Annotated in this window: 19 protein-coding genes; 6 read left to right on the plus strand and 13 right to left on the minus strand. The window is 60.2% G+C overall.

The annotated features are described in order from the left end of the window. Positions 1–92 precede the first annotated feature (92 nt). The 4 genes from SCM96_01065 (at position 93) to SCM96_01080 (ending at position 3,522) form a co-directional block, all read left to right on the plus strand. On the plus strand, positions 93–1,361 hold the full coding sequence (locus tag SCM96_01065; protein MDW7759212.1) for a vitamin K epoxide reductase family protein: 1,269 nt from the start codon (positions 93–95) through the stop codon (positions 1,359–1,361). 196 nt (positions 1,362–1,557) lie between these two features. Continuing rightward, positions 1,558–2,139 (plus strand): NAD(P)H-dependent oxidoreductase, encoded by a 582-nt coding sequence (locus SCM96_01070; GenBank protein ID MDW7759213.1) that lies wholly within the window; start codon positions 1,558–1,560, stop codon positions 2,137–2,139. After that, positions 2,136–2,864, plus strand: a complete 729-nt coding sequence (locus SCM96_01075; protein MDW7759214.1) for an NAD(P)H-dependent oxidoreductase — start codon at positions 2,136–2,138, stop codon at positions 2,862–2,864. The genes SCM96_01070 and SCM96_01075 overlap by 4 nt, the downstream gene beginning before the upstream one ends. 181 nt (positions 2,865–3,045) lie before the next feature. Further along, entirely contained in the window at positions 3,046–3,522 is a 477-nt protein-coding gene (locus SCM96_01080) for a hypothetical protein (GenBank protein MDW7759215.1), read from the plus strand. Between the two features lie 62 nt (positions 3,523–3,584). On the opposite strand, the gene SCM96_01085 is transcribed toward SCM96_01080, so the two are convergent. Next, positions 3,585–5,108, minus strand: coding sequence for an aromatic amino acid ammonia-lyase (locus tag SCM96_01085; protein MDW7759216.1), 1,524 nt, complete (start codon positions 5,106–5,108; stop codon positions 3,585–3,587). Positions 5,109–5,421: 313 nt separating this feature from the next. On the opposite strand from SCM96_01085, the gene SCM96_01090 reads away from it, so the two are divergent. Next, complete coding sequence (locus tag SCM96_01090; GenBank protein ID MDW7759217.1) at positions 5,422–6,075, plus strand: YggS family pyridoxal phosphate-dependent enzyme; 654 nt, start codon at positions 5,422–5,424, stop codon at positions 6,073–6,075. Positions 6,076–6,143: 68 nt separating this feature from the next. Here SCM96_01090 and rmuC read toward each other — a convergent pair whose 3' ends face one another. The 5 genes from rmuC to SCM96_01115 all read right to left on the minus strand — a co-directional run bounded on the left by rmuC (position 6,144) and on the right by SCM96_01115 (position 10,598). Next, complete coding sequence (gene rmuC, locus SCM96_01095) at positions 6,144–7,472, minus strand: DNA recombination protein RmuC (GenBank protein ID MDW7759218.1); 1,329 nt, start codon at positions 7,470–7,472, stop codon at positions 6,144–6,146. Continuing rightward, positions 7,459–7,836 (minus strand): zinc ribbon domain-containing protein, encoded by a 378-nt coding sequence (locus SCM96_01100; protein MDW7759219.1) that lies wholly within the window; start codon positions 7,834–7,836, stop codon positions 7,459–7,461. Before SCM96_01100 ends, rmuC begins: the two co-directional genes overlap by 14 nt. A 15-nt stretch (positions 7,837–7,851) precedes the next feature. After that, positions 7,852–8,754, minus strand: a complete 903-nt coding sequence (locus SCM96_01105) for a DUF362 domain-containing protein (protein MDW7759220.1) — start codon at positions 8,752–8,754, stop codon at positions 7,852–7,854. 36 nt (positions 8,755–8,790) lie between these two features. Next, entirely contained in the window at positions 8,791–9,639 is an 849-nt protein-coding gene (locus SCM96_01110) for a DUF6599 family protein (GenBank protein MDW7759221.1), read from the minus strand. Between the two features lie 161 nt (positions 9,640–9,800). Continuing rightward, entirely contained in the window at positions 9,801–10,598 is a 798-nt protein-coding gene (locus SCM96_01115; protein ID MDW7759222.1) for an SDR family oxidoreductase, read from the minus strand. 327 nt (positions 10,599–10,925) lie between these two features. Between SCM96_01115 and SCM96_01120 the strand changes: the two genes are divergently transcribed. After that, the gene (locus tag SCM96_01120) at positions 10,926–11,879 is read left to right on the plus strand and encodes a glycoside hydrolase family 130 protein (GenBank protein MDW7759223.1); all 954 of its coding nucleotides are present in this window, start codon (positions 10,926–10,928) and stop codon (positions 11,877–11,879) included. A gap of 121 nt (positions 11,880–12,000) precedes the next feature. Here SCM96_01120 and SCM96_01125 read toward each other — a convergent pair whose 3' ends face one another. From SCM96_01125 to SCM96_01155, 7 genes are all read right to left on the minus strand, one after another. After that, on the minus strand, positions 12,001–15,594 hold the full coding sequence (locus SCM96_01125; GenBank protein ID MDW7759224.1) for a hypothetical protein: 3,594 nt from the start codon (positions 15,592–15,594) through the stop codon (positions 12,001–12,003). A 207-nt stretch (positions 15,595–15,801) separates the two neighbouring features. Beyond that, positions 15,802–16,812, minus strand: coding sequence for an aldo/keto reductase (locus SCM96_01130; GenBank protein MDW7759225.1), 1,011 nt, complete (start codon positions 16,810–16,812; stop codon positions 15,802–15,804). 141 nt (positions 16,813–16,953) lie between these two features. Beyond that, positions 16,954–17,700: an SDR family oxidoreductase gene (locus SCM96_01135; protein MDW7759226.1), complete on the minus strand. Its 747-nt coding sequence runs from the start codon at positions 17,698–17,700 to the stop codon at positions 16,954–16,956. A gap of 15 nt (positions 17,701–17,715) precedes the next feature. Beyond that, positions 17,716–18,900 carry a TMEM43 family protein gene (locus SCM96_01140; GenBank protein MDW7759227.1) on the minus strand — a complete coding sequence of 395 codons (1,185 nt, stop codon included), beginning with the start codon at positions 18,898–18,900 and terminating at the stop codon, positions 17,716–17,718. 91 nt (positions 18,901–18,991) lie between these two features. Next, positions 18,992–20,953, minus strand: a complete 1,962-nt coding sequence (locus SCM96_01145; protein MDW7759228.1) for a sodium:solute symporter — start codon at positions 20,951–20,953, stop codon at positions 18,992–18,994. Beyond that, a complete protein-coding gene (locus SCM96_01150) occupies positions 20,950–21,957 on the minus strand; it encodes a uroporphyrinogen decarboxylase family protein (protein MDW7759229.1) in 1,008 nt (335 codons plus the stop codon). Before SCM96_01150 ends, SCM96_01145 begins: the two co-directional genes overlap by 4 nt. Further along, on the minus strand, positions 21,954–25,196 hold the full coding sequence (locus SCM96_01155; protein ID MDW7759230.1) for a glycoside hydrolase family 38 C-terminal domain-containing protein: 3,243 nt from the start codon (positions 25,194–25,196) through the stop codon (positions 21,954–21,956). The genes SCM96_01150 and SCM96_01155 overlap by 4 nt, the downstream gene beginning before the upstream one ends. Position 25,197: the final 1 nt, after the last annotated feature.

The following is a 25,197-nucleotide window of genomic DNA, read 5'->3' on the forward strand; positions in this document are numbered from 1 at the left end:
CCAAAGCACACGGGAGGAAATCGATGTAAAAAATGAGAGAACCGATGTATAATGTCGGGATAAATCGAAACGCCCGGCGAAAGGAGACGCCCGTGAACCCAGGCAAACGCAGGACATTGACGCTCGACGGCCTGACCATGCCCCGAATTCTGAGCTTCATTGCCGGGACGGGGATGATCGTCTCGTCGGCAATGACCATCGACCACTTTTTCAAGGCCAACTACCCCAAGACGATCTTTTCGGGTTCATTCTGCGACGTCAGCGCGTTTTTTAACTGCGACAGCTCGGCCTTCTCCGCCATTTCCCAAATTTTGGGCATTCCGCTCGGCTATTTCGGCCTGTTCATGGGGTCCCTCATCGTTCTGGGCGCGGTCCTCCCCTCTTCGGAGTTTGAGCGGACCAATGCCTTCCTTTCATTGTTCAATGTCCTTGGCGTGGTCGCTCTGTCCCTGTATTCCATTTTCGGTCTCGGGAGCTTATGCCTCCTCTGCACGGGCTTTTACCTGTTCTCAATCATGAACTTCGCACTCTTCTGGGCCCGCGGCATCGATCGCGAAAGAAGAAGTCTCCTTGTCCGCTTCGGCAAACCGTCATTCAAGTTGCTCTCCATCTTCGCCGTGGTGGCCCTGGCCGGAGCCTTCGGCATGATCGAATACCACAACGCCCGCAAGGATGCCCAGGAGGGCACCGCCGTGAACATCGTCAAGCAGTTCTACGAACTCCCCAAGGTCGACTCGCCGAGCTTTTTATCACCCTACTGGTCGGTGAAATCCACGGAGACGTTTGAAGACGCGGCCATTCAAGTCATCGAATACACCGATTTTCTCTGCCCCGACTGCCTCTACCTGGCTCAGCAGATCGACAGGCTCAAAGAGGAGTTTTCCGGGAAGATCAATGTCGCCATCCAGTTCTTTCCTCTTGACGGCGCCTGCAACAACGTCGTTCCGGAAAAAGCCGGGCTTCACCCCGGGGCCTGCGAGTTGACCTGGATCGCGGCCGGTGTTCCGGATCGCTTCATCGAGATCCATGACGAGATCTGGGACAACTTCCGCTCGGCAAAAAATCCGGAGTGGCGGGCGACTCTGGCGGAAAAATATGGAGCGACGGAAGCCGCAGCCGATCCCGCCGTAAGGGAACTTGTAAAAAGAATTATCGACACCGGGACCGAATATGAAAAAACGTCGGAGAAGTTCACCCACGGCATCCGCTCAACCCCGACAATGATCATCAACAACCGGATGATCATCGGGACGCTCCCTTACGATCACCTGCGGGCGATTTTTCAAGCTCTGGTCGAAGAGCATGAAGGCGGACCCAAACGGTTCATTGAAAACTGGGTGCCTCCCGCCGCGCGCAAGTGACCCCGTCTTTCCGGCGGCAAGGCAGGGATAGCGAAAAATATTTCTTTTTCGGCGGCCGGTTCCGGCTTATAATGACTTTTTTTGAATACACGGCCCTTCGAAAAATCCAAAGAGTGGGGAGGGTTGGCATCATGATGAGCAGAAGACATGCCTGCATGCTGACAGGTCCTTACCGTTTCCGTCGGATGGACAACAGATGAAAGTCATGCTTCTCAACGGCGGAGCGTCCGGAGATCGAGGCGCATCCTGCCGGACAATCAAGAACCGCGTTGCAGCCGCAGTCCGAAACCGGGGCTGGCAACTTACGGCATTCGATCTCAACGCCATGACCATCAAGCCCTGCTTGGGCTGTTTCGCATGCTGGATGAAACATCCGGGGATCTGTGCCATCCGTGACGACCAGGAGGCCGTGCTGAAAGCGATGGCCGCAAGCGACATCCAGATCTGGACGACCGCCGTCACTTTCGGAGGATATTCCTCGATCCTCAAGAAGTCGCTCGACCGAGCCATCCCCAATATTCTGCCCTTTTTCATCAAGATCCAGGGCGAGATTCATCACCCCCAAAGGTACGAGAAGCGACGCGCTTTCCTGGGCCTGGGAACGCTCCCCAAGCCCGAGGCCGAATCCGAACGGATCTTCCACAGGCTTGTCCGAAGAAACGCCCTGAATCTGGGCAGCGTCGCGACGGAATCCCGGATTTTTTACGAAAACACCGGGGAGACGGATATTGACGGCGCGGTGATGGCGGCCTTGGATCTGATGGAGAAAGCCCTATGAAAACCAAGGTCCTTCTTCTCGTCGGCAGTCCGAAGGGCAAGAAAAGCACATCCCACGCGCTCGGCCGATTCCTTCTCCATAAACTCGAGACCGGCGGCCTGGCCGTCGAAGAAGTCACAATCGGGGCGGCCATGCGGTCCATCGAAGACAGACGGCTGCTCCTCGAGGCCGTGGACAAGGCCGGGATTTTCATCGTGTCCTTCCCCCTGTATGTCGACCAGCTTCCGGCACCGCTCATCGAGGCATTTGAGCTCATCGCCGCCCGGAGGACGGAGTCCGGGGCAAACACGCCGGCCGACCCCGCCTCGTCCGGCGCGCGCCCGGCGAAAATCGTGGCCATCGTCCAGTGCGGATTTCCGGAGTCGCACCAGAATCAGCAGGCGGTCGACATCATGCGCCGGTTCGCCGCCGAGGCCGGATTCCATTGGGGAGGCGCCCTGTCAATGGGAATGGGCGGAGCCGTCGCCGGACGTCCCCTCGAGGACGCGGGCGGCATGGTCCGGAAAGCCGTCGAGGCGTTGGAACTGACCGCAGCTTCGCTGCTCCGGGGCGAGGACGTCCCCAGGAGAGCCACGGCGGTCATGGCCAAAGCCCTCATCCCCAAGTGGCTCTATATCTTCTTCGGTGACCGGGGGATGAAGAAAGCGGCCAAAAAGCGCGGCGTACACAAGCGCATGCGCGACCGCCCTTATGACCCCGCTCAGACTGCTGCATCTACCAGATAATAATATATTTATCAGTGAAGATGTCTACAATGGGCGGCATTCGAAGAGATTTTGGGCCAACTCGCTTGACAACAGCCTGACATCGGAGATATATTCCGTGCATCGTCGGGAGCCGATGGTTCCTTCCCGGTGTTTATCCGGATTATCTGGAACCCGCACTCCCCACATGAGGAGAGGATTCATGAAAAAAGCATGTGTGTTGGGACTCGCCGTTATCCTACTCGGAGGAATCGCCGCCTGTAAAAAGGACAGTGGCCCCGCCGAGGCTCCTGCCGCTGTATCCGTTGAATTGGACTACTCATCGCTCGGGAAATACGCCGATGTCGGCCCCGTGATGGATAAGATGATTCAGGCCAATGAAAAGTATGTTGATGCCCTCGAAAAGGCTGAAAACGCCGAGCAAGTCGCCGCGGCGATCAACGGCATGACGGACGCCATGATCGAAATGGCCCCGGCCATGAAAGCCATCGAGGAAAAATTTCCCGAGTTCAAGACCCAGGAGGAACCCCCGGCTGAACTCAAACCGCTCAACGACAAGCTCATGGCCGTGATGATGAGAATGTTCGGCGTCATGAATAAACTGACCGAGTACGAGTCGGACCCGCTGGTCGCGGCCGCCCAGGAGAGATACAACAAGGCCATGGAGGACATGCGCTGAATTTGTGATCGCAGCTGGCTTGGAACAGGGATTCAACTTCCCGCAGCCAAAGCAGGGAGAAGTCAGTCGAGGGGGCCGACGGCCTTTTCGACCTCTTCCAGAATCTCACCTGAGCAAACGAGGCCTTTCATAATGTTGTGGTCGGGATAAAGGGGCCGGTCTTCGTCGAGATGCGGGACGTGCCGGCGGATAACCCGGCGGGCGGTCTCTGATCCCCGGCCCGGCGTGAACGTCCGGAAATCGAGAGCTTGGGCCGCGGCCATAAACTCGATCCCCAAAATGCCGTAAGCGTTGTCCAGGATCTGTTCGTTTTTGAGCGCCGAGTTCATGCCCATGGAGACAAAATCCTCCTGATCGGCCGCGGCAGGAATGGACTGAATCGAGGCCGGCATGGAAAGAATCCGCTGCTCGACGATCATCATATCGGCCGTATACTGGCTCAGCATCATGCCCGAAAACATGCCTGCTCCCTTCGTCAGGAAAGCCGGCAGGCCGACGCTCAGGGCCGGGTTTGTCAGCCGATTGAGCCGCCTCTCCGAAAGGACGCAAACCATGGTGACGGCCGCCCCGACCATATCCATCGGCAGGGCCACAGGACTCCCCTGGAAGTTGGCGCCGGTCAGGGTCAGGTTGAATTCCGGCAGGAAAATGGGATTGTCGGCCGTTGCGTTGAGTTCGATCTCGACCTGACGGCGGGCATGGGCGACGGCGTCGCGAGCGGCGCCGATGACCTGAGGCGACGAGCGCATGGAGTAGGCATCCTGGACCTTGGTCTTCATCTTACCCGTCTGAAGGTCCCCTCCCTCAATGCATTTCATGATCGCCCGGCTCGACCGGATGGCGCCCTCGAATCCCCGCTCAACATGCAACCGAACGTCATATGGCTTGAGGTTGGCGACCAGAGCCTCGAGCGACATGGCACAGGCGATCTCGGCCTGCTTGATCCAGCGCCCGATATCGTGGAGATGAATGGCGCTCATGGCCGTGAGCATGTTTGACCCGTTTATGGCGGCCAGGCCGTCGCGCGCCTCCAGCCCCGGCACGGGAATACCGGCTCGATCCATCGCAACCTTCCCCGGCAATCTCTCGCCCTTGAAGAAGGCTTCTCCCTCACCCATCAAGAGAAGCGCAATCTGGGACATGGGTGCCAGATCTCCACAGGCACCGACCGACCCTTTCCTGCAGACGACGGGCGTTACGCCCTTGTTCAGCATTTCCAGAAGCGTCAGCGTGATCTCGGGGCGACAACCCGACCGTCCGCGGGCATGAACATTGATCCGTCCGGCCATGGCGCCTCGAACGTGTTCGATCGGAGCCGGTTCGCCGATCCCCGCCGCGTGGTTATAGATCAGATATTTCTGGAACTCCCGGACTTGTTCGTCGCTGAGAACGATCTCGGAAAATTCCCCGATTCCCGTATTCGTGCCGTACATGATCTCGCGGGCCGCGAGCTTTTTTTCGAGCATGGCCCGGCAGCTTTTGATCCTTTCGAGTGCAGCCGGGTCGAGGTCCACAGGTTCATTGTGTCGCGCAATAAGGACCAGATCTTCAATCGTCAGATGCAAACCATCGAGACGGACGGGCATGGCACGCCTCCTTGTCGGAATTTACGGTAAGCTTATGACATCGTCATGCGCCGCGTCAACCTGCGCGCAGGTCGTCAGATTAAATGATCTTGCATCCAGCTCAATCCTTTCGCTGATGAGCAAGTCCCTTCGGTCCGTCAATCCAAAAGTTGCTCAACAACCACTTGGCTTGGCGGCAACAGACCTTAATATCGGCGACGTTTCCCGCCGTCCATATTGTGATAAAATTATTTTGTTGTGCTCAGGGAAATTTTCATCACGGCAGGCCGGGCGGCCGAGGATTTCGAAGAACGATGAGACAAAGGAAATCGTCATGATTACAGAAAACGTCAAAGCTCTCATGGCCGAACTCCCGCCGGGCGTCGAGCTCGTAGCCGCGGCCAAGACGCGCGCGCCGGAGGAGATCATCGAAGCCGTCGAGGCCGGCGTTCGGATCGTCGGCCATAATTATGTCCAGGAAGCCGCCCGCTCCATCGCAGCCCTCGGCCGTCGCTGCCGCTGGCACTTTATCGGCCACCTTCAGACGAACAAGGCCAAAGCGGCGGTCGAGATGTTCGACATGATCGAAACCGTGGACTCGGCCCGCCTGGCCCGGGAACTCGACAAGCGGGCCGCGGCGGCCGGACGGACGATGCCCATTCTCATTGAAGTCAACAGCGGCCGCGAACCCCAGAAACACGGCGTCTTCCCCGAGGATGTCGAGGCCCTCGCCCGGGAGATCGCCATGCTCCCCAATCTCCGCCTCGAGGGCCTCATGACCATGGGTCCGTTCGAAGGCGACCCCGAGGACGCCAGGCCCTATTTCCGCGAAACACGCCGCGTCTTCGACGCACTGGCCGCGTCCGCAATCCCGGGAATCGAAATGGCCCACCTCTCCATGGGCATGACCCACTCCTATCGCGTCGCGATCGAGGAAGGAGCGACCATGGTCCGCATCGGGACCGGGATCTTCGGACAGCGGGACTGAACCCGCACCACATCAGCGGCATCATCCTTCCAGGAAGCCGCCCGGCTTGAAGATCTGATCAAAAAGCGTCAACAGGCCTTGGGATCGTCTTCCGGACTATCCCCTTCGTCGTCATCGACGTCATCGGCGCGGCTGTCAACGTCGTCCTCGGCAACCTCATCAGCACATCCGTCCGCGGCGCCCGGCACCGGGAGAGCCTGCGCCTCGATGAGCGGCAATTCCGCCGGCTCCAGGCCGCGCTGTTTGCGAAGCTCGTCGATCTTTTCGAGAGGCCTTTCGAGCTGCCTTCTCCGCGTCGTGACCAGGCGGTGGTACTCCGCCTGAGCCTCGTCGAGTTTCCCGCCCATCTTGGACATGGAATCGACGAACTTACCCCACTGGGATCGGAAGGACCCGATGAGGCGCAGGATTTCGCCGGCCGTCTTCTCCATATTGAAGGTATCCATGGCCTGGCGGATGATGGCCAGGATGGCGAAAAGCGTGAACGGCGAGCACAGGATGACGCGGCTCTTCAGGGCATCGTCAATGATCCCGGGGTCATTCTGGTTGATGAAGGCATAGATCTGCTCGTTGGGAATAAAGAGCAGGACGTAGTCAAGCGTCCCGGCCTCGGGATTGATATAGTCGCGGGTGGTCACGGCTTTGACGTGGCCGCGGACGTCTCTTTGGAACTGGGCCCGGGCGGCCTCGCGCTCCATGTCCGTCTCCGACTCGAGAAAACGCATGTAGCCGGCCAGGGGGAACTTGACGTCCATATTCGCCCTCCGCTCGTTGGGCAGGAGGAAGGTGAAGTCGGGCCGTGAGCCTGATGTCTCCATGGTTTTCTGCTTGAGGTAGTTGACGCCCTCGACGAACCCGGCCAGCCGGAGGACATCCTCGGCCATCCGTTCCCCCCACTGGCCGCGCGCCTTGGACGAGGCCAGGGCCTCGCGGAGATGTCCGGTCGTCTCCTGGAGGCGGGCCGTCTGCTCGGCCGCCGATTTGAGCTGGGCATCCAGATGTCCGAATTTCTTATCGCGGTCTTTTTCGAATTCGACGACCAGGGTGCGGACCTTGTCGAGGTCTTCCCTCATGGCCTCGATACTCCGGTCGATCAGGCGCTTTTTTCCCTCGAGTTCCTTCTCCCCGTCCTGGGTCTGGCGCTTGAGCCTCTCCTGGGCCAGGCTGAGAAACTGGTCGGTATTCCGGCTGAGCGCTTCGAGAGACAGGGTTCCGAAGGATTCCCGGACGCGGCCGAGGAACAGTTCGAGGTCCTGGATCTTGCGGTCTTCAGCCTGGGCGACAATCTCCCGGGCCAGGGCTTTGGCCTCACGCTTTCGTATCCAAAAAATGACGAGGACGACCGCAGCGCCGACAAGAAAGCCGGCGATGAAAGCGAGCGGCTCAGAAATCGTCATCGCCGCCGCCGGGGCCGAAGTCATCGCCGTCGCCGCCCATCCCGCCTTCGGCCTCCTCGACGGCCTGATCGATCTCGCTTTCGTAATCGTCGCCCATCTCATCCCCCATTTCGCGGCCCATTTTTTTTATCCAGCGGGCCACACTCTTCGGGTCGTTCTCATCAAGGCCGGCCAGGCTGGACGGATCGGCCAGATTGTCGAGACGGCTCTCTTCGGAGCGGAAAACGGCCACGCGCGAAACGAGCTTGGTCATGTCCGCGGACCCGCAGGCCCGGCACTTCGGATCGAGCGCCGCGTTGACGGACAAGGTGAGGAATGACGTTTTTTTTCCGCAGGAGAGGCAGCGGTACTCGTAAATCGGCACGGGGTGTGATCCTCCTCAGATCAGGATGTTTTCGGACCAGCCGATCCGGACGAGTTCGATGCGGTCCTCGGAACTGACGCCGAGGCCGTGTCGCGTATCGGCCAGGAAGACGTGATGAGGCGTCGGCTGGAGCGGCCGGTCGTCGCCGAAGTACTCGCGGCGCTTGGCCTCGAGAATCCGAAGCCCGATGACGTCGGCGGCCACCGGATCGCGGCTGACGATGAAACCCTTGTACTCCCAGACATATTCCTTGCTGAAGCTGTGGGGGCCGACGCCGTGGAACTGCGGGGTCAGTACCGAAAGGATATTGAGGCGCGTCTTGCCCTTGACTTCGGGGAGATACCAGATCTTGGCCAGGTCGGCGCAGGTGTCGCCGTGCCATTCCGCGGGGCGCGGCACGAAAGTGATGTAGTTCTTGATCAGGCTGCCGACACCCGACCAGTTGTGCGTCCGGGCGGGCCGGGCGTTGATCAGGGCGGTCGCCTGCTGGAAAACGGGATTGCGAAGGACGCCCCTGTCATCGATACCGATTCTGTCCTCGGCGACCCCGGCACCCATCACGCGGCCCTTGAGGACCTGCTCGACCTCGGTTGTCGTCGGAATGAAGCGCCAGACATTGGACTTGATGCCGACGATGTCGTCGGGCCGGATGAGGGTTTTCCAACCGGCGAGCGCGTCCGTCTCTCCCGTTATGGCGGAGACGGCCTCGTCGAGCATCCGGCGGACGACATCGGGATCCGGCGTGCCGTCGGCTCGGAGGGCGCCCGTATCTCGGACGAGGACGACGCGGGCTTTTTCTGCCCCCGATGCGGGATTCGTCAGTGGTCCGCTTTTCAGGGCGGGGACGAACGCCGCCGCCAGGGGGGCAACGGACGCCGCCTTGAGAAAATCTCGGCGGGTGATTGTTTTCTTGGCCATGTCTCCTCCTTCTTTGACGTCAAACGAACGTGCCGGTCAGAAGCCGGAACGCTCGAAATTCAACAGCGTTTCAGCGGCCCGTTCGGCCGCAGCGGATTCCGAGGCCGCGCCGATGACGACGACCAGGCCTCGCCCCGACGACCGGAGCGCGGTATAGCGGCCTTCCTCGGTCCGGGCGATGCCGGCATCCGAGGCGTCGGGCATGTAGATTTCACGGAATTTTTGGAAGGCCTCAAGCGCGGCATCGGCGGAGGGATAGGCAACCGCCAGGATACGCAGGCCGGCCGGGTAAGAGCCGAGAACGGCGGAAGTCTCCGGACCCAGGTCCAGGAGGTTTCCGTCGGCGACGAAGAAGTGATAGTTCAGCACGTGGTGGGTACGGAAGAGGCGGACGGTTGCGGTGTCGAGGCCCTTTTCCGGCAGAACGCCCAAAATGGCGGGGCGGGGCGCTTCATCGGGGATGGCGGTGGCGATGCGGCGGCCGAGATCGAGGACGGCGGCCCGGGTCTCTTCGTTTTCGGCTTCCGCATAGATCGAGGCGAAATAGCGGTCTTTCCAGAAGGAAAGGAGACCGCCCTTGTAGGTCGAACCCTGGCCGACGGAGGCGTCCTCGCCTTCGAGGTCGTGGGTGAAAACGCCGAGAGCGTCTTCGGCCGATCCCATATCGAAGAGATCGACGACGAGATCCGGCGCATCCGGCTTTTCAAAGCGGCGGGCCAGGACGCGGCAGAAATTGTAGGACCGATAGACCTCGCCTGCGCCGTTGATGTAATCAAAGATCGTCTCGGGGTCGAAGACTTCGTCGCCGGAGGCGTTCCAGCCGGAAACCTCCGAGGGAACCAGGACGGCGAGATCCGGGGCCTCGGCAGTCGTGTCTTGCGCCATGAGCCCTCCCGTAAGAATAGAAATGAGAAACAGAAGGACGAATTTCCCTTTCATCGAGTAAATTGTACCATAAACACGGAACGCGCCGAAAGCCGGATTTCGCGCCGTTCTCATGCGTCTTTCCGACTGCACATCTTTCCCGACAGGGATATGCCGCAGATTCATTCCTCCATTTTTTTCCGGACGAAAGCCAGCCGCCCGGAGGCATGGATGAGGGCGGCTGTCGTCGGGCATCTCATCAGGAAGGCATTCAGGCGGTTTCCGAAGCCGGGGATGCAGACGGCCTTGCGGCGGCGACGGAGAGAGCGGAGAGAGATCCGGACGACTTTCTCCGCGGTCATCCACATGAAGGCGGGAATGGCGGATTTGTCCATGCCCATGACTTGATGGAATTCCGTATGGGTGAAACCCGGGCAAAGCGCCTGGATGCGGATGTCCGTTTCTCGAAGTTCGTTCTGAAGACTCAGGGAAAACATGACTTGAAGCGCCTTCGAGGAGCTGTAAATCGCACCGGAGAGCGTCGAGAAGGCGGCGACTGAAGAGACATTGATGAGGGCTCCGCGATTCCGGGCGAGCATTCCGGCAAGGGCGGCCCGAGCCAGGCGGATGAAGGCGACAATGTGAACTTGGATCATTTCGAGGGATGGTTCGATCGGCCGGGTGGCAAAGCGGCCGATACGGCCGAAGCCGGCGTTGTTGATCAGGAGGTCGAGGTCGGGGGTTGCGGCAATTTTTTTTTCCAGACGCTCGATGTCCGATGTTTCGACGAGGTCGGCCGGAATGATTTCGACGGATATGCCGAATTGTTTTTCGAGATCCGCGGCCAGGGCCTCAAGCCTGTCTTTTCGCCGAGCCGTAAGGATGAGATGCGTTCCCGAGGCGGCCAGTTGACGGGCGAATTCCTCGCCCAGCCCTGCCGAGGCTCCGGTGATGAGCGCTTTTCGAATATCATGCATCATAGGGGATGCTCCTTTTCCATTGCTTTCGATCCGCTGCAGTCTTGAAAAGCACAGCGGCCGATAGATATGACAGCGGACAGCATAGCCGATGCCGCCTCCCTTGTCGACCCCTCCGACCCCTCTGCTTTGGCTGCTGGAAATTACTCATAATAATGGATTTATCTCTTTATTGGGGCTTAAAACGCAAGATTTTTTTAGATTTTATTTGATATCAACGACTTCCAGCAGCCAAAGCAGACAAAGCAGACAGAAAGAAAGGACGAGAAATGGGAATCGACATGAAGAAAATCAATTGGAACGGCTATTATGTTCTGATAGAATCGGTGCATGAGGCGCAGCGGCAGAAACCCGATCCTGACCCGAACGAACATTCCGGACCGCCATCCGGCGCTTCGCGACGTGACTTCGATTTTCAATCCCGGCGCCGTTCGATTCGGAGATGACATTCTCCTTCTCCTCCGCGTACAGAATCGGGGGCGGGAGACGTTCTTCCTCAAGGCCGTGAGCCGGGACGGCATCGATTTCCGGATCGATCCCTCCCCTATCGTTTTCCGGGGTATCGAGAAGGTCAAGGAGCCCGTCTATCACTGTTACGATGCCCGGATCACGCGCATCGAAGATCGTTTTTATATCCTTTTCGCCATGGACATGGACGGACGCTGCAGTCTGGGTCTGTCCGTGACCGACAATTTTGAAACATATGACTTCATCGGGATTGTGTCCCGCGGCGATGTCCGAAACGGCGTTCTCTTCCCTGAGAAAATCGCCGGACGTTTCCTGTGCCTGGACCGCCCGAATAAAGTCCGCGTCGCCGACGGGCCCGTCTCCGGTTCGGACATTCATCTTTCGGAATCCGAAGACCTCATCGAGTGGCGGGACCGCGGGGTTGTTGCCTCAGGGCGTTTTCATTATTGGGATGAACTCATCGGTCCGGGTCCGCCGCCCGTCCGGACGCGCCACGGCTGGCTTCTCGTCTACCACGGCATCGCCCTGCACTACCAGCCCATCTACCAGGCCGGGGTCATGCTGCTCGATCTCGAACGCCCGGAGCGCGTGATCGCCCGCGGCCGCTACAACATCCTCGAACCCCGAGAGCTTTACGAGCTCACGGGACAGGTTCCCAACGTGGTCTTTCCCTCCGGCATGATTGTCGAGGGCGATCATCCGAAGGACGGAGCGCCCGACGAGGCGCGCGGCCTTCTCTATTACGGCGCCGCCGACACAGTCGTCGGCCTGGCCGAGTCCACGATCGGCGAACTCGTCGCCGCCTGTCGCACCTGAATCCTGCTTTGGCTGCTGGATTTAGCTGATAATAAACAACTTAGAATTTTTTCGGCCGGAAAAACAGCTATTTAAGCTCCAATTCATTTGTTATTAGTAACTTCCAGCAGCCAGAGCAGCCTCAGAACTTCGGTTCGATTGTGATCCGGACGACGGATTTGTCCTGCAGGCCTCCTCGGCGCTCGCGCACGAAGACGAACGCGTACTCCCCGAGGAAACCGGGCCCCGGCTGCCAGGCGAAGACGCCGGATCGGGAATCGAGCGTCGATCCGATCGGAAGCGGACGCAGCTCATCGCCGACGACGAGATAGCCGGAAAAAGATTGATCGGGCTTCATCCGGGCCGAGGCAGGCGGCCGCGCGCCGGATCCTCTTCCTAAGAATCGGCCCGACCGCTCGGCCCTCTCCATGGCCTCGATACCGAGAACGAGCTCCACTCTTTCGACTTCCTCAATCCTGATGTTCACCGTGCCGGCCGCACCGGCCTGGACCATTTCCGGAGCACGCGCCATGTCATAGCCCTTGCTCACATAGACCGGCTCCTTGTACGCCGTCGGAACGGTTGCGATTTCCGATAGTTCCCAGCGATCTTCGAACGGCCTCGACATGGATTCATCTGCAACGCGATCTTTCGCTCCGAGATTCAATACCGTGAAGTACCGCAAGCCGATTCCGGCGGCATTCCCCGCATTATCGACAACCCCCCAGGCAATCGTATGTACGCCGTTCGCAAGGTCCGTTGTATCAAGGGAATAGAGCCCCCCGGCTCTGCTCGAGTTGGCATAGCCGGGAAACAGCGTCCCGATATCTTCCCTGTCGTGGTTGTAGATCGGGCGGCTGAAATTCGCACCGTCCACCCACACCGTAATCGTCGACCCATCTTCCGGAATCATATTCGGCGGCGGCGTCAGTGCCCAGCCGAAATACCGGTCAGAGGCACCCGATATCACATCGCCTGGTTCCGGCGTGTCGATCGTCCCGAACGGAAGCTCCGATTTCGCATAGTCCGCCGTGATCGACTTCTCGCCCAGCTTTGTCCGGTTCCCGCTATTATCGACGGCAAAGGCGTGCAATGTGAACGGACCATCGATGCCGGCCAGCAGCATTTTCGGGTGAAGCATGTAGCCCCAGCCGGCGCGATAGTTCATCGGATAATCCGGGAAGGCAGCTTCGATGTCAGGCCGCGCTCCCTCGACGAAGATCGCATCCCCGATAGTGACGAGCCCGTCCAAGCCTATCGCCGAAAGATGGTCCGAAGCATGTGGCGAACGCTTGACCTCGACGGATACAACCTCGACATCATCAAGCGCCCAACCCGTCACCGGCACCGCGCCGCAGACCATCGCACCATCCGCCGGCGTATCGAAATGCCCGAACGGTGGAACCGACGCTCCCGAGGCGATCACATTCAGCGTCACATCGATCGTCTGGGGGTTGTTCGCCGCTCCGGCGGCCTCGATTTTCACTTGGCTTGCGTATGTCCCCGCTGCAAGACTCACCGCATCGACTGAAACCGCAATCCGTCCGTCCCCGATTCCCGAAGCCGGGGCAACTCGGATCCAACTTTTCGCCTCTGCCGTCCAATCGAGCGTACCTCCACCGATGTTTGTGATCAGCACCTTTTGCGCCGACGGCGGCGGACCACCGATCTCGTAGCCAAAGCTCAGGCTATTCCGACTCAATCCGATCGCCGGGGGCAGAGCGACACCGCTCGTCGTGAACTGCAGCGTGTCGCCGCTCAGAATCGTGGAGTTATACGTGAGTTGGGCTTTGAAATCATACGGAGTGTCGGAGTCGAGCCCGGCGATCGCCTCGGCATGGTCGCCGGCCGTGGATTTCGTCGTCCAATCGGTGTAGGTCCAGGCGGAGTCGGAAGTTTTTCTATGAGCGAAGCGGATATCTACTGAGCCATAGCTACCCGTAGTGAAACTCATGTTCAGGGTGACGGAGTTGCTCGTGATGGCGGATGCGGCTTCGGTTGTGACAGTCGGTGAGGTTGCAGCAGGGGAGTAATGAAGAATGGTGCCGCCATACCCCACGGCGAAGACATCCGTCGCCGAGCTTCCCCAGACACCGTAAAGTGTGAGGTTCGTACCGCTTGACATGGCTGTCCAGCCTGTCCCGTCAAAGTGAAGAATCGTGCCTCCATCGCCCAAGGCAAAAACATCCGTCGCCGAGTTCCCCCAGACGCCATAGAGATGCCAATTTGTGCCGCTGCTCATGGCCGACCAGCCCGTCCCGTCATAGTGAAAAATAATCCCTAAGAAGCCCACAACGAAGACATCCGTCGCCGAGCTCCCCCAGACACCGTAAAGCGTGAGTGTCGTACCGCTTGACATATTCGACCATTTCGTCCCGTCATAGTGAAGAATGGCGCCGGCATCTCCTACGGCAAAGACATTCTTCGACGAGCTCCCCCAAACACCCTCGAGTTTCTGCGTCGTGCCGCTGCTCATGGCCGACCAGCCCGTCCCGTCATAGTGAAGAATGGTGCCTCCATCGCCAACGGCAAAAACATCCGTCGAAGAGCTCCCCCAAACACCCCGGAGCCTTTGCCAAGTCCCGCTGGTCATAGCCGACCATTCCGTCCCGTTATAGTGAAAAATCGAGCCGGAAAATCCGAGGCCGAAGATATCCGTCGCCGAACTACCCCAGACACTAAGGAGACTCCGAGGCGGACTTATTGAAATGACCGACCATCCTGTCCCGTCATAGTGAAGAATAGGGTCGCCCCCCACGGCGAAGACATCCGTCGCCGAACTCCCCCAGACACCATAGAGTGTTTGCATCGTGCCGCTTGACATATTCGACCAGTCCGTCCCGTCATAGTGAAGGGTTGTGCCGGAACCTCCCACGGCAAAAACATCCGTCGCCGAGCTCCCCCAGACATTAAGGAGACTCCGAGGCGGATTTTTCGATATGGCCCGCCAGCCCGTCCCGTCATAGTGAAGAATAGGGCCGCCCCCCACGGCGAAGACATCCGTCGCCGAACTCCCCCAGACACCGTGAAGTGTTTGAGCCATACCGCTTGGCATATTCGACCAGTCCGTCCCGTCATAGTGAAGAATGGTGCCGCCCCCCACGGCGAAGACATCCGTCGCCGAACTCCCCCAGACGCCGTAGAGCCACTGCGTCTTGCCGCTTGACATGGCCGTCCAGTCTGTCCCGTCATAGTGAAGAATGGTGCCGCCATCGCCCACGGCAAAAACATCCGTCGCCGAATTCCCCCAGATACCCCAGAGTGACTGCGTCGTGCCGCTTAACATGGCCGACCATTCCGTCCCGTCATAATGCAGAATGGTGCCGTCATATCCCACGGCAAAGATATCCGTCGCCGAACTCCCCCAAACACCCCTGAGCCATTGCGAAGTCCCACTGGTCATGGCCGACCAGCTTATGCCGTCATAATGAAGGATGGTGCCGGAACCTCCCACGGCAAAAACATCCGTCGCCGAGCTCCCCCAGACGCCATAGAGACCCCAGGTTGTACCGCTTGACATAGCCGTCCAGCTGTTGCCGTCATAATTGAGGATGGTGCCGGACTCTCCCACGGTAAAAACATCCGTCGCCGAACTTCCCCAGACACCCCAGAGGTGATTACCCTGAGGACGGGGGTTCATCCACGTCCAACCGGAATCTCCGGAAAAAACCCATGACGGCAACACGGCGATAACCAGTCCTAGTATCAGGACCAGCCTGCCGAGTCTTCCGGGCATGATCACCTCCTGTTTTGCCTGTTAATGAATTTAGGCTCCGGATCCGTATTTGTCAATCTATGCCCAAACATTCTCCGCTTTGGCTGCTGGATAATATTGATAATATTATATTTACTTAATCACTAATTTTTCGATTTATCAGATCTTATTTAATATCAGCGATATCCAGCAGCCAGAGCAGCCAAAAAATACTTATTTTTCTTATTATCAATAACTTCCAGCAGCCAGAGCAGGGAGCCAGCCGGAGGTGTTGTGGAAGTCGGCGACGGCGGATCCGGGCGGGACAACGGCGTCGCAGGCGGCGCGGAGCTCGTCGGAAAGCGTCATGTCGGCCGCCGCCAGGAAATCCTCAAGTTGCTCCATGGTTCGCGGTCCGACAATGGGCGCCGTAATGCCCGGCCGGTCCTTGACCCAGGCTACAGCCATGCGCACGGGTGACAGGCCGTTTTCGGCGGCCAAACGTGCAAACCGGTTTCCGGCGGCCACGGCCCGGAGTGTCACCCGCTCCGCATAAATCCCGCCTCGCAAAGACGCCCGCGAATCGGTCGGAAATCCCCCGTTGTCAGCATATCGCCCGGCCAGCATGCCCATGGCCAACGGCGACCAGGGCAGAAGACCCACCCCATGCGTTCGGCACATCGGCACCAGCTCATTTTCGATCCGCCGGTCAAGGAGATTGTAAGGCGGCTGCTCAGAGACGAACCGCGCATATCCCCTGAGTTCGCTCCACATCAGGCCTTCCATGACCCGCCAGGCCGGAAACGTCGAACTCCCGACAAAGCGGACCTTGCCGTCCCGCACGAGATCCGTGAGCGCCCCCAATGTCTCCTCGAGAGGGACATTGAAATCCGGCCGATGGAGCTGGTAAAGGTCGATGCGGTCCGTCCCCAGGCGGCGAAGAGAATCCTCGCAGGCCTTCAGGATGTGACGGCGCGATCCGCCGCGATCGTCCGGCCCCGGACCCGTCGGGTAGAACACCTTGGTCGCGACGAGAACCCGATCGCGCTTCTCTCCCCCGGCCAAGGCCCTTCCCAGGATGCGCTCGCACTCGCCGCGCGCATAGCTGTTGCTCGTGTCGATGAGATTGACACCGGCCTCGATCGCCCGGTCGACGATTCGGACGGACTCATCCTCCGGCGTCGGATTGGCGAAATTATCCGTGCCCAGGACTAGGGGAAAAACTTTCAGGCCCGATCGGCCCAGCGGTCTCATATCCATGGCCTCATCCTTCGACTCCACGCGTTGAGAAGCGATCGACGGTCGGCCCGGGAAGCTCGTTCCATCACTTCGCTCGCAAACAAGTCTCCGCGCGACATCCGCTTCTCCCGGCCTGCACCGTCTCAGTTCGATTCCCCGGTCTCAGCGGGCCGTGAATCCGGCGTCGACCGTGACCATCGCCCCGGTCATATAGCTCGCGTCATCCGAGGCCAGGAACAGCACAACCTTCGCGATCTCGACCGGCCGGGCCAGCCGGCCCATGGGCACGGTGTCGGCGATTTTCTTCATGTCATCTGCCGACGGCGGCCGCTGCCTCTCGGAACGAAGCATGGGCGTGTCGACCTCGCCCGGGCAGACGGCATTGATCCGGATGCCGTCCTTGACATGGTCGAGCGCCATGGCCCGGGTCAACTGGTGGACGCCGCCCTTGGTCGCGCAGTAAGCCGCGACGCCGGCCGCGCCGACATCGCCCCAGATCGACCCGAAATTGACGATGGCGCCTCGCCCCTGCGCCTTCATTCGTTTCACAGCCTCGCGGCACATGAAAAACACGCCATCGAGGTTCGTGCTCATGATGCGCCGCCACTGCGTGTCCTTCGTCGTCTCTCCCGGCGCCCGGACGATGATCCCTGCGGCGTTGACCAGAATGTCGAGGCGCCCGTGGCGCTCGACGGCGGCCGCAACCGCAGCTCGGCAGAATTCCGAATTGCCGACATCGCCGACAACCGCCGGGGAGGCGCCGATTTCCGAGGCAACCCTCTCCGCGCCCTCGGCATCGATATCCACGACAACGACATGCGCTCCCGCCTCGGCAAATTCGCGCGCCGTCGCCTCGCCCATTCCCGAGGCCGCCCCGGTAATGATCGCCGTCCGTCCTTTGAAGTCCACGATAATATGTGACTCCTAACCCGCTGCAGGTGCGGCCGGAGCGGCCGGCGTTGCGGCAGCGGCCTTTTTGGCCTTCAGCTTCTTTATCAGGAAATAAATCCCCCCGCCCGCAATCACCAGAAGGGTCACACCCAAAACAGGACGATAGAACAGCCAGGCGATCGAGATCGTGATCAGCGTCAGAACAAACGCCAGAACACCGGCCACAAAGCCCGTCCCGACCCGCATGATGCTTCCCAGGAACGGCAGGACATCGGCCAGAACACCTAGAGGTTCGAAGACCATTTTCAATCCGATGAGCATCATGAGGAAACCGACCAGCCGGAGAATCCAGGTCAGCAGACGGTTTGCGGATTGGGCGGCTTGAAACATACTTTCAGCGCCATGAAAACCCGGCTTCACAAGCAGAATGCTTCCGCCCGCCTTGGCATAATACGCCGCGAACGTATTGGAGGTCTGCTTGGCCACAAGACTGAAGAGACCGGGCAAGACCGCGTCGAATTCAACCTTCATATCCCCGATCCGGGGCTCGGCGGGGTCATATCCGACATAAATGAGATCGCCCGTGACATGGCTCATATAAGATTCGGACCTCGCATCGGCCGGCACACGGTATCGGTCGCGATAGGACAGACCGCTCACAATGTCGGGCGGCACGACAAACGCGCCCAGGGTCACATGGGAGGCCTGAAACTCCATTCCCGGAATATGCATGGCCTGGGGATTTTCGTGTCCGGCCGGTTCCTGAAATTTCGTGTGGTCCATCAACCGGTCCGACCAGCCCATGGCATAAGAGTAGGTCGTGACGGTCTCCGTCCCGCCGCCGACTTTCTTTTTGGTTTCGCTCTGAGACGATTCGATCCACTGATACATTTGAACCTTGCGCCGCAGTTTCAGGGCATTCACCGAAACGCCCGGGAACTCAGGGTCGCTCAGGATTTCGTCCGTCACCATCTGTCCGGAAACATGAATGAGTTTCTGGTCGTTGGCCGGATCGACCATGTCCGGCCCGACGGGCAGCACGACGCCCGCGCCTTCTTTCAGCGTTTTATAGCGTTTGACGGAGCGTCCCTCGTTCCAGAACAGAACCGGGAAGGCGATCAGGAATATGATAAATCCGGCTCCGATCCCCTTGATGGAGCCGCCGAGGCGGTTGCCCCAGGACTGTTTCGTGACTCTCGTGACCTTGTCGGCTGTCATGCTTTTCCTCCTTCGTCTATTGTCTATCGGCCGGCCCGCGCCGGACCCGGACGTCGATGGGACCGATTATATGCATATCCGATCCGACGGGTCAACGATCGGCAACACCGCCTTCTTTTTTGACGAATTCCTCGTGGCGGACACGGCCGTCGTCTTCATGATCCACAATCCGGGTCTTCAGCTCGGACAACATCTCCCGGAGGTTTCGGATCCCCCCGATCGTGAACCAGACGACGATAACCGCGGCCAGACCGATGTTGACGGCGAGGTAGACCGACCAGAATTTCATCCAGTCGGCATCCGAGACATGGCGGGTCAGGTTGAGGACGGTTCCGATGACAAAGACGGCGAACCAGAGAAACGTGTTGAGATAAGAGGCAATGTAGATGATCCTGTCACCGCGAGTGAACTCTTTTCCCATGTAGAGCATCCTCAGCCCGCGAATCGGAGCGGTTTCGACGACCTTGTGGTCACCCTTCACTGCGTAATCGCCCCGCCTCAGGACCTTGTTCATGTCGAACTCCCGACGCCGGCCGAGCAGCGACACCGCCGCATAAACCGCGATGGACAAGGCCATGGCGATGAACCAGATGACCTGGCCGTCGATCGGGAAATCCTCCCAAATCTGGTGAACGGCGATCCCCCCGACGGCAATGAGCGATCCCGAGATCATGGCCGACCAAGCCGCGGCCGGCGTGCCCCGTTTCCAGTACAAACCGCCGATGATGACCGCACCGGATCCTCCGGCATAGATGGCCCCCGTCACCGCAAAAAAAAGCAGAATGTACTGGGTCTGGCGAAAGAGCATGGCGAAAAAGAAAACGAACACGGCCACTCCCGCGATGGCCAAGCGCAGGGCCATGATGTGGCGCGTCGGCGAAAAGCCCTTTTTCCTCAAGGGGATGAGCACGTCCTGGACAAAGATGCTCCCCCAGGAATGCATGTAGGTGTTGAGGGTGCTGATCGAAGCCAGCAGCATGACCGCGGTGAAAGCCCCCATGAGTCCCCGCGGCAGGAGGTGGGTCAGAACGAGAGGAACCGTCAACTGGCTCTCCAGAATTCTGTCGCCAACCCCGCTGAGCGTGTCCCGGACGGCCGTCGCCTGACCGATGAAATCGGGATGATGCATGACCGTGTAGGCGCAGACGGGGATGAAGAGCAAAACGACGATCTGGGGGATGTTCCGCCAGCCGGCCAGAACACCGGCCATTTTGGCCTCGTGGGCGCTCTTGGCCGAGCTGTTGAAGCCCTGCGTCCCCTGCCACGACAGAACGCTGTAAACGACACCGAAGACCCCGATCAAATAAAACCAGAGATTAAAATGACGGGCCTGGCTCGTTTGGAAAGGATTGATCAGCGAGGCATCGGGCGGCGCTTGTTGCAGCCCGGCCAGAATCTGGTCCATGGTAAACATCCGGACAAAAACGACAATCACGATGAGAAAGACAAAGTTGACAAACAGTCCCTGCAGGAAGTCGTTGACGATGACGGCGACCTGCCCCCCGGCATAGACCAGAAACAGCGCGATGGAGAGCAGGATAAACATGATCAGGGCAAAGGTCGAGACTTCGAGTCCGAGAAGGGAGATGGTCCTGGGCAATCCGCAGAAATAGATGAAAAAGTGAGCCTCGACCGCGGGGAAGATACCGAAATTGACGATCCCGGACAGAAACGCAAGACCGCCCGCAAAGACGCGGAACCGTTTGCCGTATCGCATCTCGAAGAATTGGGCCATGGTCATGGCCCGCGTTTCCCGAAACCGGTAGACGACCCATCCGGAAAGCGCAATGGCCAGAAGCACGACGCCCATGGTGAAACCCCACCAGGTCATGGGGAAGCCGGCCATATAGTTCATTTCGAAATTGGCGATGATGGTGATCGCGCCCAGGGCCGCGACACCCTGCGAGACACTGATGACGTAGCGTCCGGCCGTCCGGCCGGCCGACAGAAAGTCGGCCACACTTCGCATGTAGCGGCGGCTGAATATCGCCCCGGCGATGACGAATACGGCCGCCGCCGCGACGATCGCCCAATCCAGAACCCCTAGATTCACGGCCTCGCCTCCCCGCCCCGTTCCCCGGAAAACCGCATCCGGTGCCGGTCGAGTGCGGCGCAGACGGCCTCGATGTTTTCGAGCGGAACGTCGTCGCCGATCTCCGCCTTGAGCCAGAGCCCGCCCTCCGGCGAACCGAGGGCCTCGACGGCCTCCCGGACGTGAGCGTCGATCTCCTCGGGCGAGCCGAAAGGAAACATCTGGCGGTCGAGATCGAGGTCGACACAGACCCGGCCGCGGCAGGTCCGGACAAGGTTGTCGAGACCGTTCGCTCCGATCTGGGGATTGATGACGTCCACGCCGCAGTCTATGAGGTCGGACATGATCGGATGGATGCAGCCGTCGGAATGAAGGTAGACGAGGCGGCCGTCCTCCCGGAACGGGGCGAAAATCCGGGTGAAGCAGGGCTTGAGATATTTCCGCCACATCGCCGGGCTCACGGGCAGACTTTTCTGATGGCCCAGATCGTCTCCAAAGACGATGAGATCATCTTCGGATCCGCTTTTCCGGAGCCCGCGCCGGACGCTTTCCGCCTCCCGAAGATTGAAAGCCAGGACTTTGTCGATCAGGATTTGAAGCTCGGGCGGCTCCTCGGCAAAATCGATCATGAGATTTTCGAAACCGCGGAGATCGGCCAGACGAAGATACATGAATCCGTGAGGAAAACCGCCCACAAGCACATCCGGGGGTTCGAAAGCGCGGACGTCCTCGCGCCGGGGCAGCGGGTGGCCCGTGACCAGACCGTCCATCCCCGTCTTGACATTGCTCCACTCGCATCCCCAGGCGTCGACATGCCGGCCCTCGACGTAGGTCGGACTCCAGACGGCATCATAGTCGCGCGCGGCGCCGCCTTCGCCCGGAAAAAGATGGGGATACCGCCGGACGATCGCCTCAAGGGCTTCGCGGTGCTTCATCCAGGCGGCCGGAAGGACGGACGCTGCCGCCGGGACGGCCTGCGGCGATTTCCGCAGAACGGCCTTTCTCTGGTCCTCGGTCATTCTCATGGTTCCCAGTCCTTTTTCGACGGATCGATCGCCTGGAAAGCATGGCGCTTGGGCCACCGATGAGGCTCGCGCGTCAGGCGAAAGGTTCTGATTCCGTAAGGGGGCACGCGGGCCGAGAAGCCGTCTTCGTCACGACGGATGCCGGAACCCCCGATATCCCGCTCCAGAAGATCGGTTTCGCGGACATCGTTCAGGCGGAACGGAAAGGCGAAAGCGACCTCGGTCTCCCTCCCGTCCGTTTCATGGCATCTGAGAATCAAGTCGTCTCCCTCCTCGGCCTTCTTGAAGGCCGAGACGACGATGTTATCGGCCGAGACGCGGAGAAAGGACCGGGCGGCCGGCCATGACCCGGCATTCTGCGGCTTGGAAACAGCAACGGCCGGGAGAGGACGGTTGAAGGCCGCAGCCTCGCGGAGCGTCCGGGCCGTTTTCCATGTGCCGGCGTAAGGAACCGCCGCATAAGAGAAGACATGGCGCCCGAAATCGGGAAGAGGATCGGGATCGTAGGACGAACGCAGAAGCGAAAGCCGCATGACATTCCCCCGGATGTCGCAGCCGTATTTGGAATCGTTGACAAGGGAGACGCCGTAACGGCCGTCGCCGAGATCCATCCAGGTCTGGGACGGGACTTCGCGACCGTCAGTCGGGCGGCGGATCGTCCCGAAAGGAATCTCGAAGACGGCTTCCGCATCTGAATTGAAATCCCAGGGAAAAGCGGCTTTGAGGAAGAAGCTCCCCGTCTCGCGCGAACCCGCCTCCCGCCAATCGACACGGCAGGGAAAAGCGACCCGGCGCAGTCCCCGGCAGATCTCCGTGCGCTGAACGAAAACCGAATCCCGCCGCCTGTGCACGGCTTTCAGGCGGATGCGGACGGGGCCCCGCTCCTCGATTTCGAAGGATTCGGGCGTCAGAAGCTCTTCAGTCGACAGAATCTCCCCGATCGTCCAGGCCGACATCTCCGTTCCTTTTTCGTGGAGAAGTTGGAGCACATTGGCTGCGCCGCCCGGCATGACGAATTCCCGGCCGTCGCTCTTGAGCGCCAGTCCGCGCAGTGCGCCCGTTTCAGGATCGACGCGGACGACGAGATGCTCATTGACCACGAGATCCCCGGAGACGGACAGGGCGCCGTCTCCCGGATGAGGTCCGGAGCACGGCCGCCAGCCGAAAGACGCATAGCCCAGCGAGGGCACACCCTCGGCCAAAAAGATCACTTCGGCCTCTTCGGCCGAACGGGACGTGACCTGGCTGGGAATCACCCGGCCCCTCCCGTCGCGGATTTCAGGCCACTCGTTTTCGGCCAGAGGAAGCACGACCGTCGCGATGTCCGAACGCTCCCACGAACAGGGATTGAAGACGGCAATGAGCTCGCCCCGAATGTCCCGGGCGTCGACATGTCCGGCCAGAACTTCCAGGGATTTCCGCAGGGCCGACCGGCCGGCCGCAAGGACGCCGTCGGTTATGGGCAGGGCCTCGTCGTAGGCGGCGCGGATGGCCGATCCGGGCAGGATGTCGTGGAATTGGTTGAAGCAGGTCCGCTCCCAACCCGCGTCGAGTACGGACCCGGGATAGGGCGACTCATAGGGCAGGGCCAACGCGGCGAAAGTCTCGAGTGTCGGAAACAGATTCTCGCACTGCCGGTTGCGGAGTTTGATGTCGGCGTGGGTCGTGTAGCAGCCCTCGAAAATGAACTGGAGTTCGTCGCGGACGACGGGAAGCTCATGGCTTTTCGCCTCGACCGCCGCGAAGTAGCTTTCGGCCGTGGCGAACCGGAAATCCGGCAGGACCGGGGCTGCGGCCAGCTCGCGGGTTCGGGCGATGTCGCGCTCGGTCGGGCCGCCGCCGTGGTCGCCGACGCCGTAGACGTGCATATAGTCCTTGATCCCCTGACTCTTATAAAGTTCGAAGGCCGAGGTGAGGATATCGCCGCCGACCGAAAGGTTGTATCCGGGCGTCGCCGCGGCCAGGACGCGCGATCCGTCCGGCCCCTCCCATTGAAAGACATGAGGATTTTGCTTGCCGCAGCGCGTGAAATAGTAATAGCGGACGCCGCAACCGCGGAGGATCTGGGGCATGGTCCAGGCATGGCCGAAAAGATCGGGCTGCCAGCAGACGACGGGGCCGCGGCCGAAGCGGCGGCGGATGAACCGGTCGGCCAGGAGAAACTGGCGGACGAGCGCCTCTCCCGAGGCCATGTTCTCGTCGGCCTCGACCCACATCGAGGCCGTAACTTCCCAGGCCCCGCGGGCGGCATGCCCCCGGATTCTCTCGAACAGGTCGGGCCGGTTATTTTCGATCGCCTTGTAGACCGCAGCCTGGCTCTGAGAAAACCGGAAGTCCGGATGGGCGTCGAGAAGACGGATCATCGAGGCGGCGTCGCGCAGGCAGACGGCCCGGGTCTCGTCCCAGGTCCAGAGCCAGTTCATGTCGAGATGGGCATGGCCGACGAGATGGACGGCGAAGGTCCGGGCCTCGGCCAGGATGGGTTCGAGAATGCGGCCGACCCGGTCGAGCGAGGCCCGGAATGCGGCTTCGTCGCCGCGGGCGTAGGCCTCGACGTCGAGAACCGACTTGGCCTCATCGATCAGAGGCCGCAGCGAGCGTTCCCGTCCGGCTTCAAGACCGACCATGGCCTCGGCCAGACGGATCTCCGGCGAGAGTCCCTCCGGTCCGACATGGCGGACCTTGATTTTCCGGAAGTCCTCCCAGCGAATGGCCTCGACGACATCCTTTTCGAAGGCCAGCCGAATCCAGCTTGACGTCGTCTTGGGTTCGCCGCCCTCGTAAAAGGCGTGGACCGTCCGCCCATCCCGAGTGATGCGGATGTTCCGGAAACAGGCGATATAGACGCCGGTCGCCGGAGCGACGACGGCGATTTCGACACCGGCCGTGACTTCGCCGTTAAGAGCGGAGAGATCGATGAACCGGCGGTGCCAGGCGGCCCGGGCATCGTAAAGATTTGTCAACGGATGGGAAGACAGGCCGTCCTGGTCCGAGACCATGGATTCGCGGAGAGCCCGCCCCGAGGCGAAGTGGATGTCGACGCCCGCCTGGCTGAGGGGGGACGCGGTGTCGATATAGATCTCGTATTCGAGACAGTCGCCCTCGCGGATGACATAGGCGTCGTTTGTAATTGTGACGTAGCTGTAGCCGAGGGGATGGCCGGGAGTTTCGGTCTTGAAAAACAGCGTGTCGGGTCTGCCGGGCCCTCGTCCGCCCGACGTTCGACCGGTTGCGGTCATC

The organism is Acidobacteriota bacterium (genome assembly GCA_033549365.1).
GTDB lineage: Bacteria > Acidobacteriota > Aminicenantia > Aminicenantales > Saccharicenantaceae > JAWSUF01.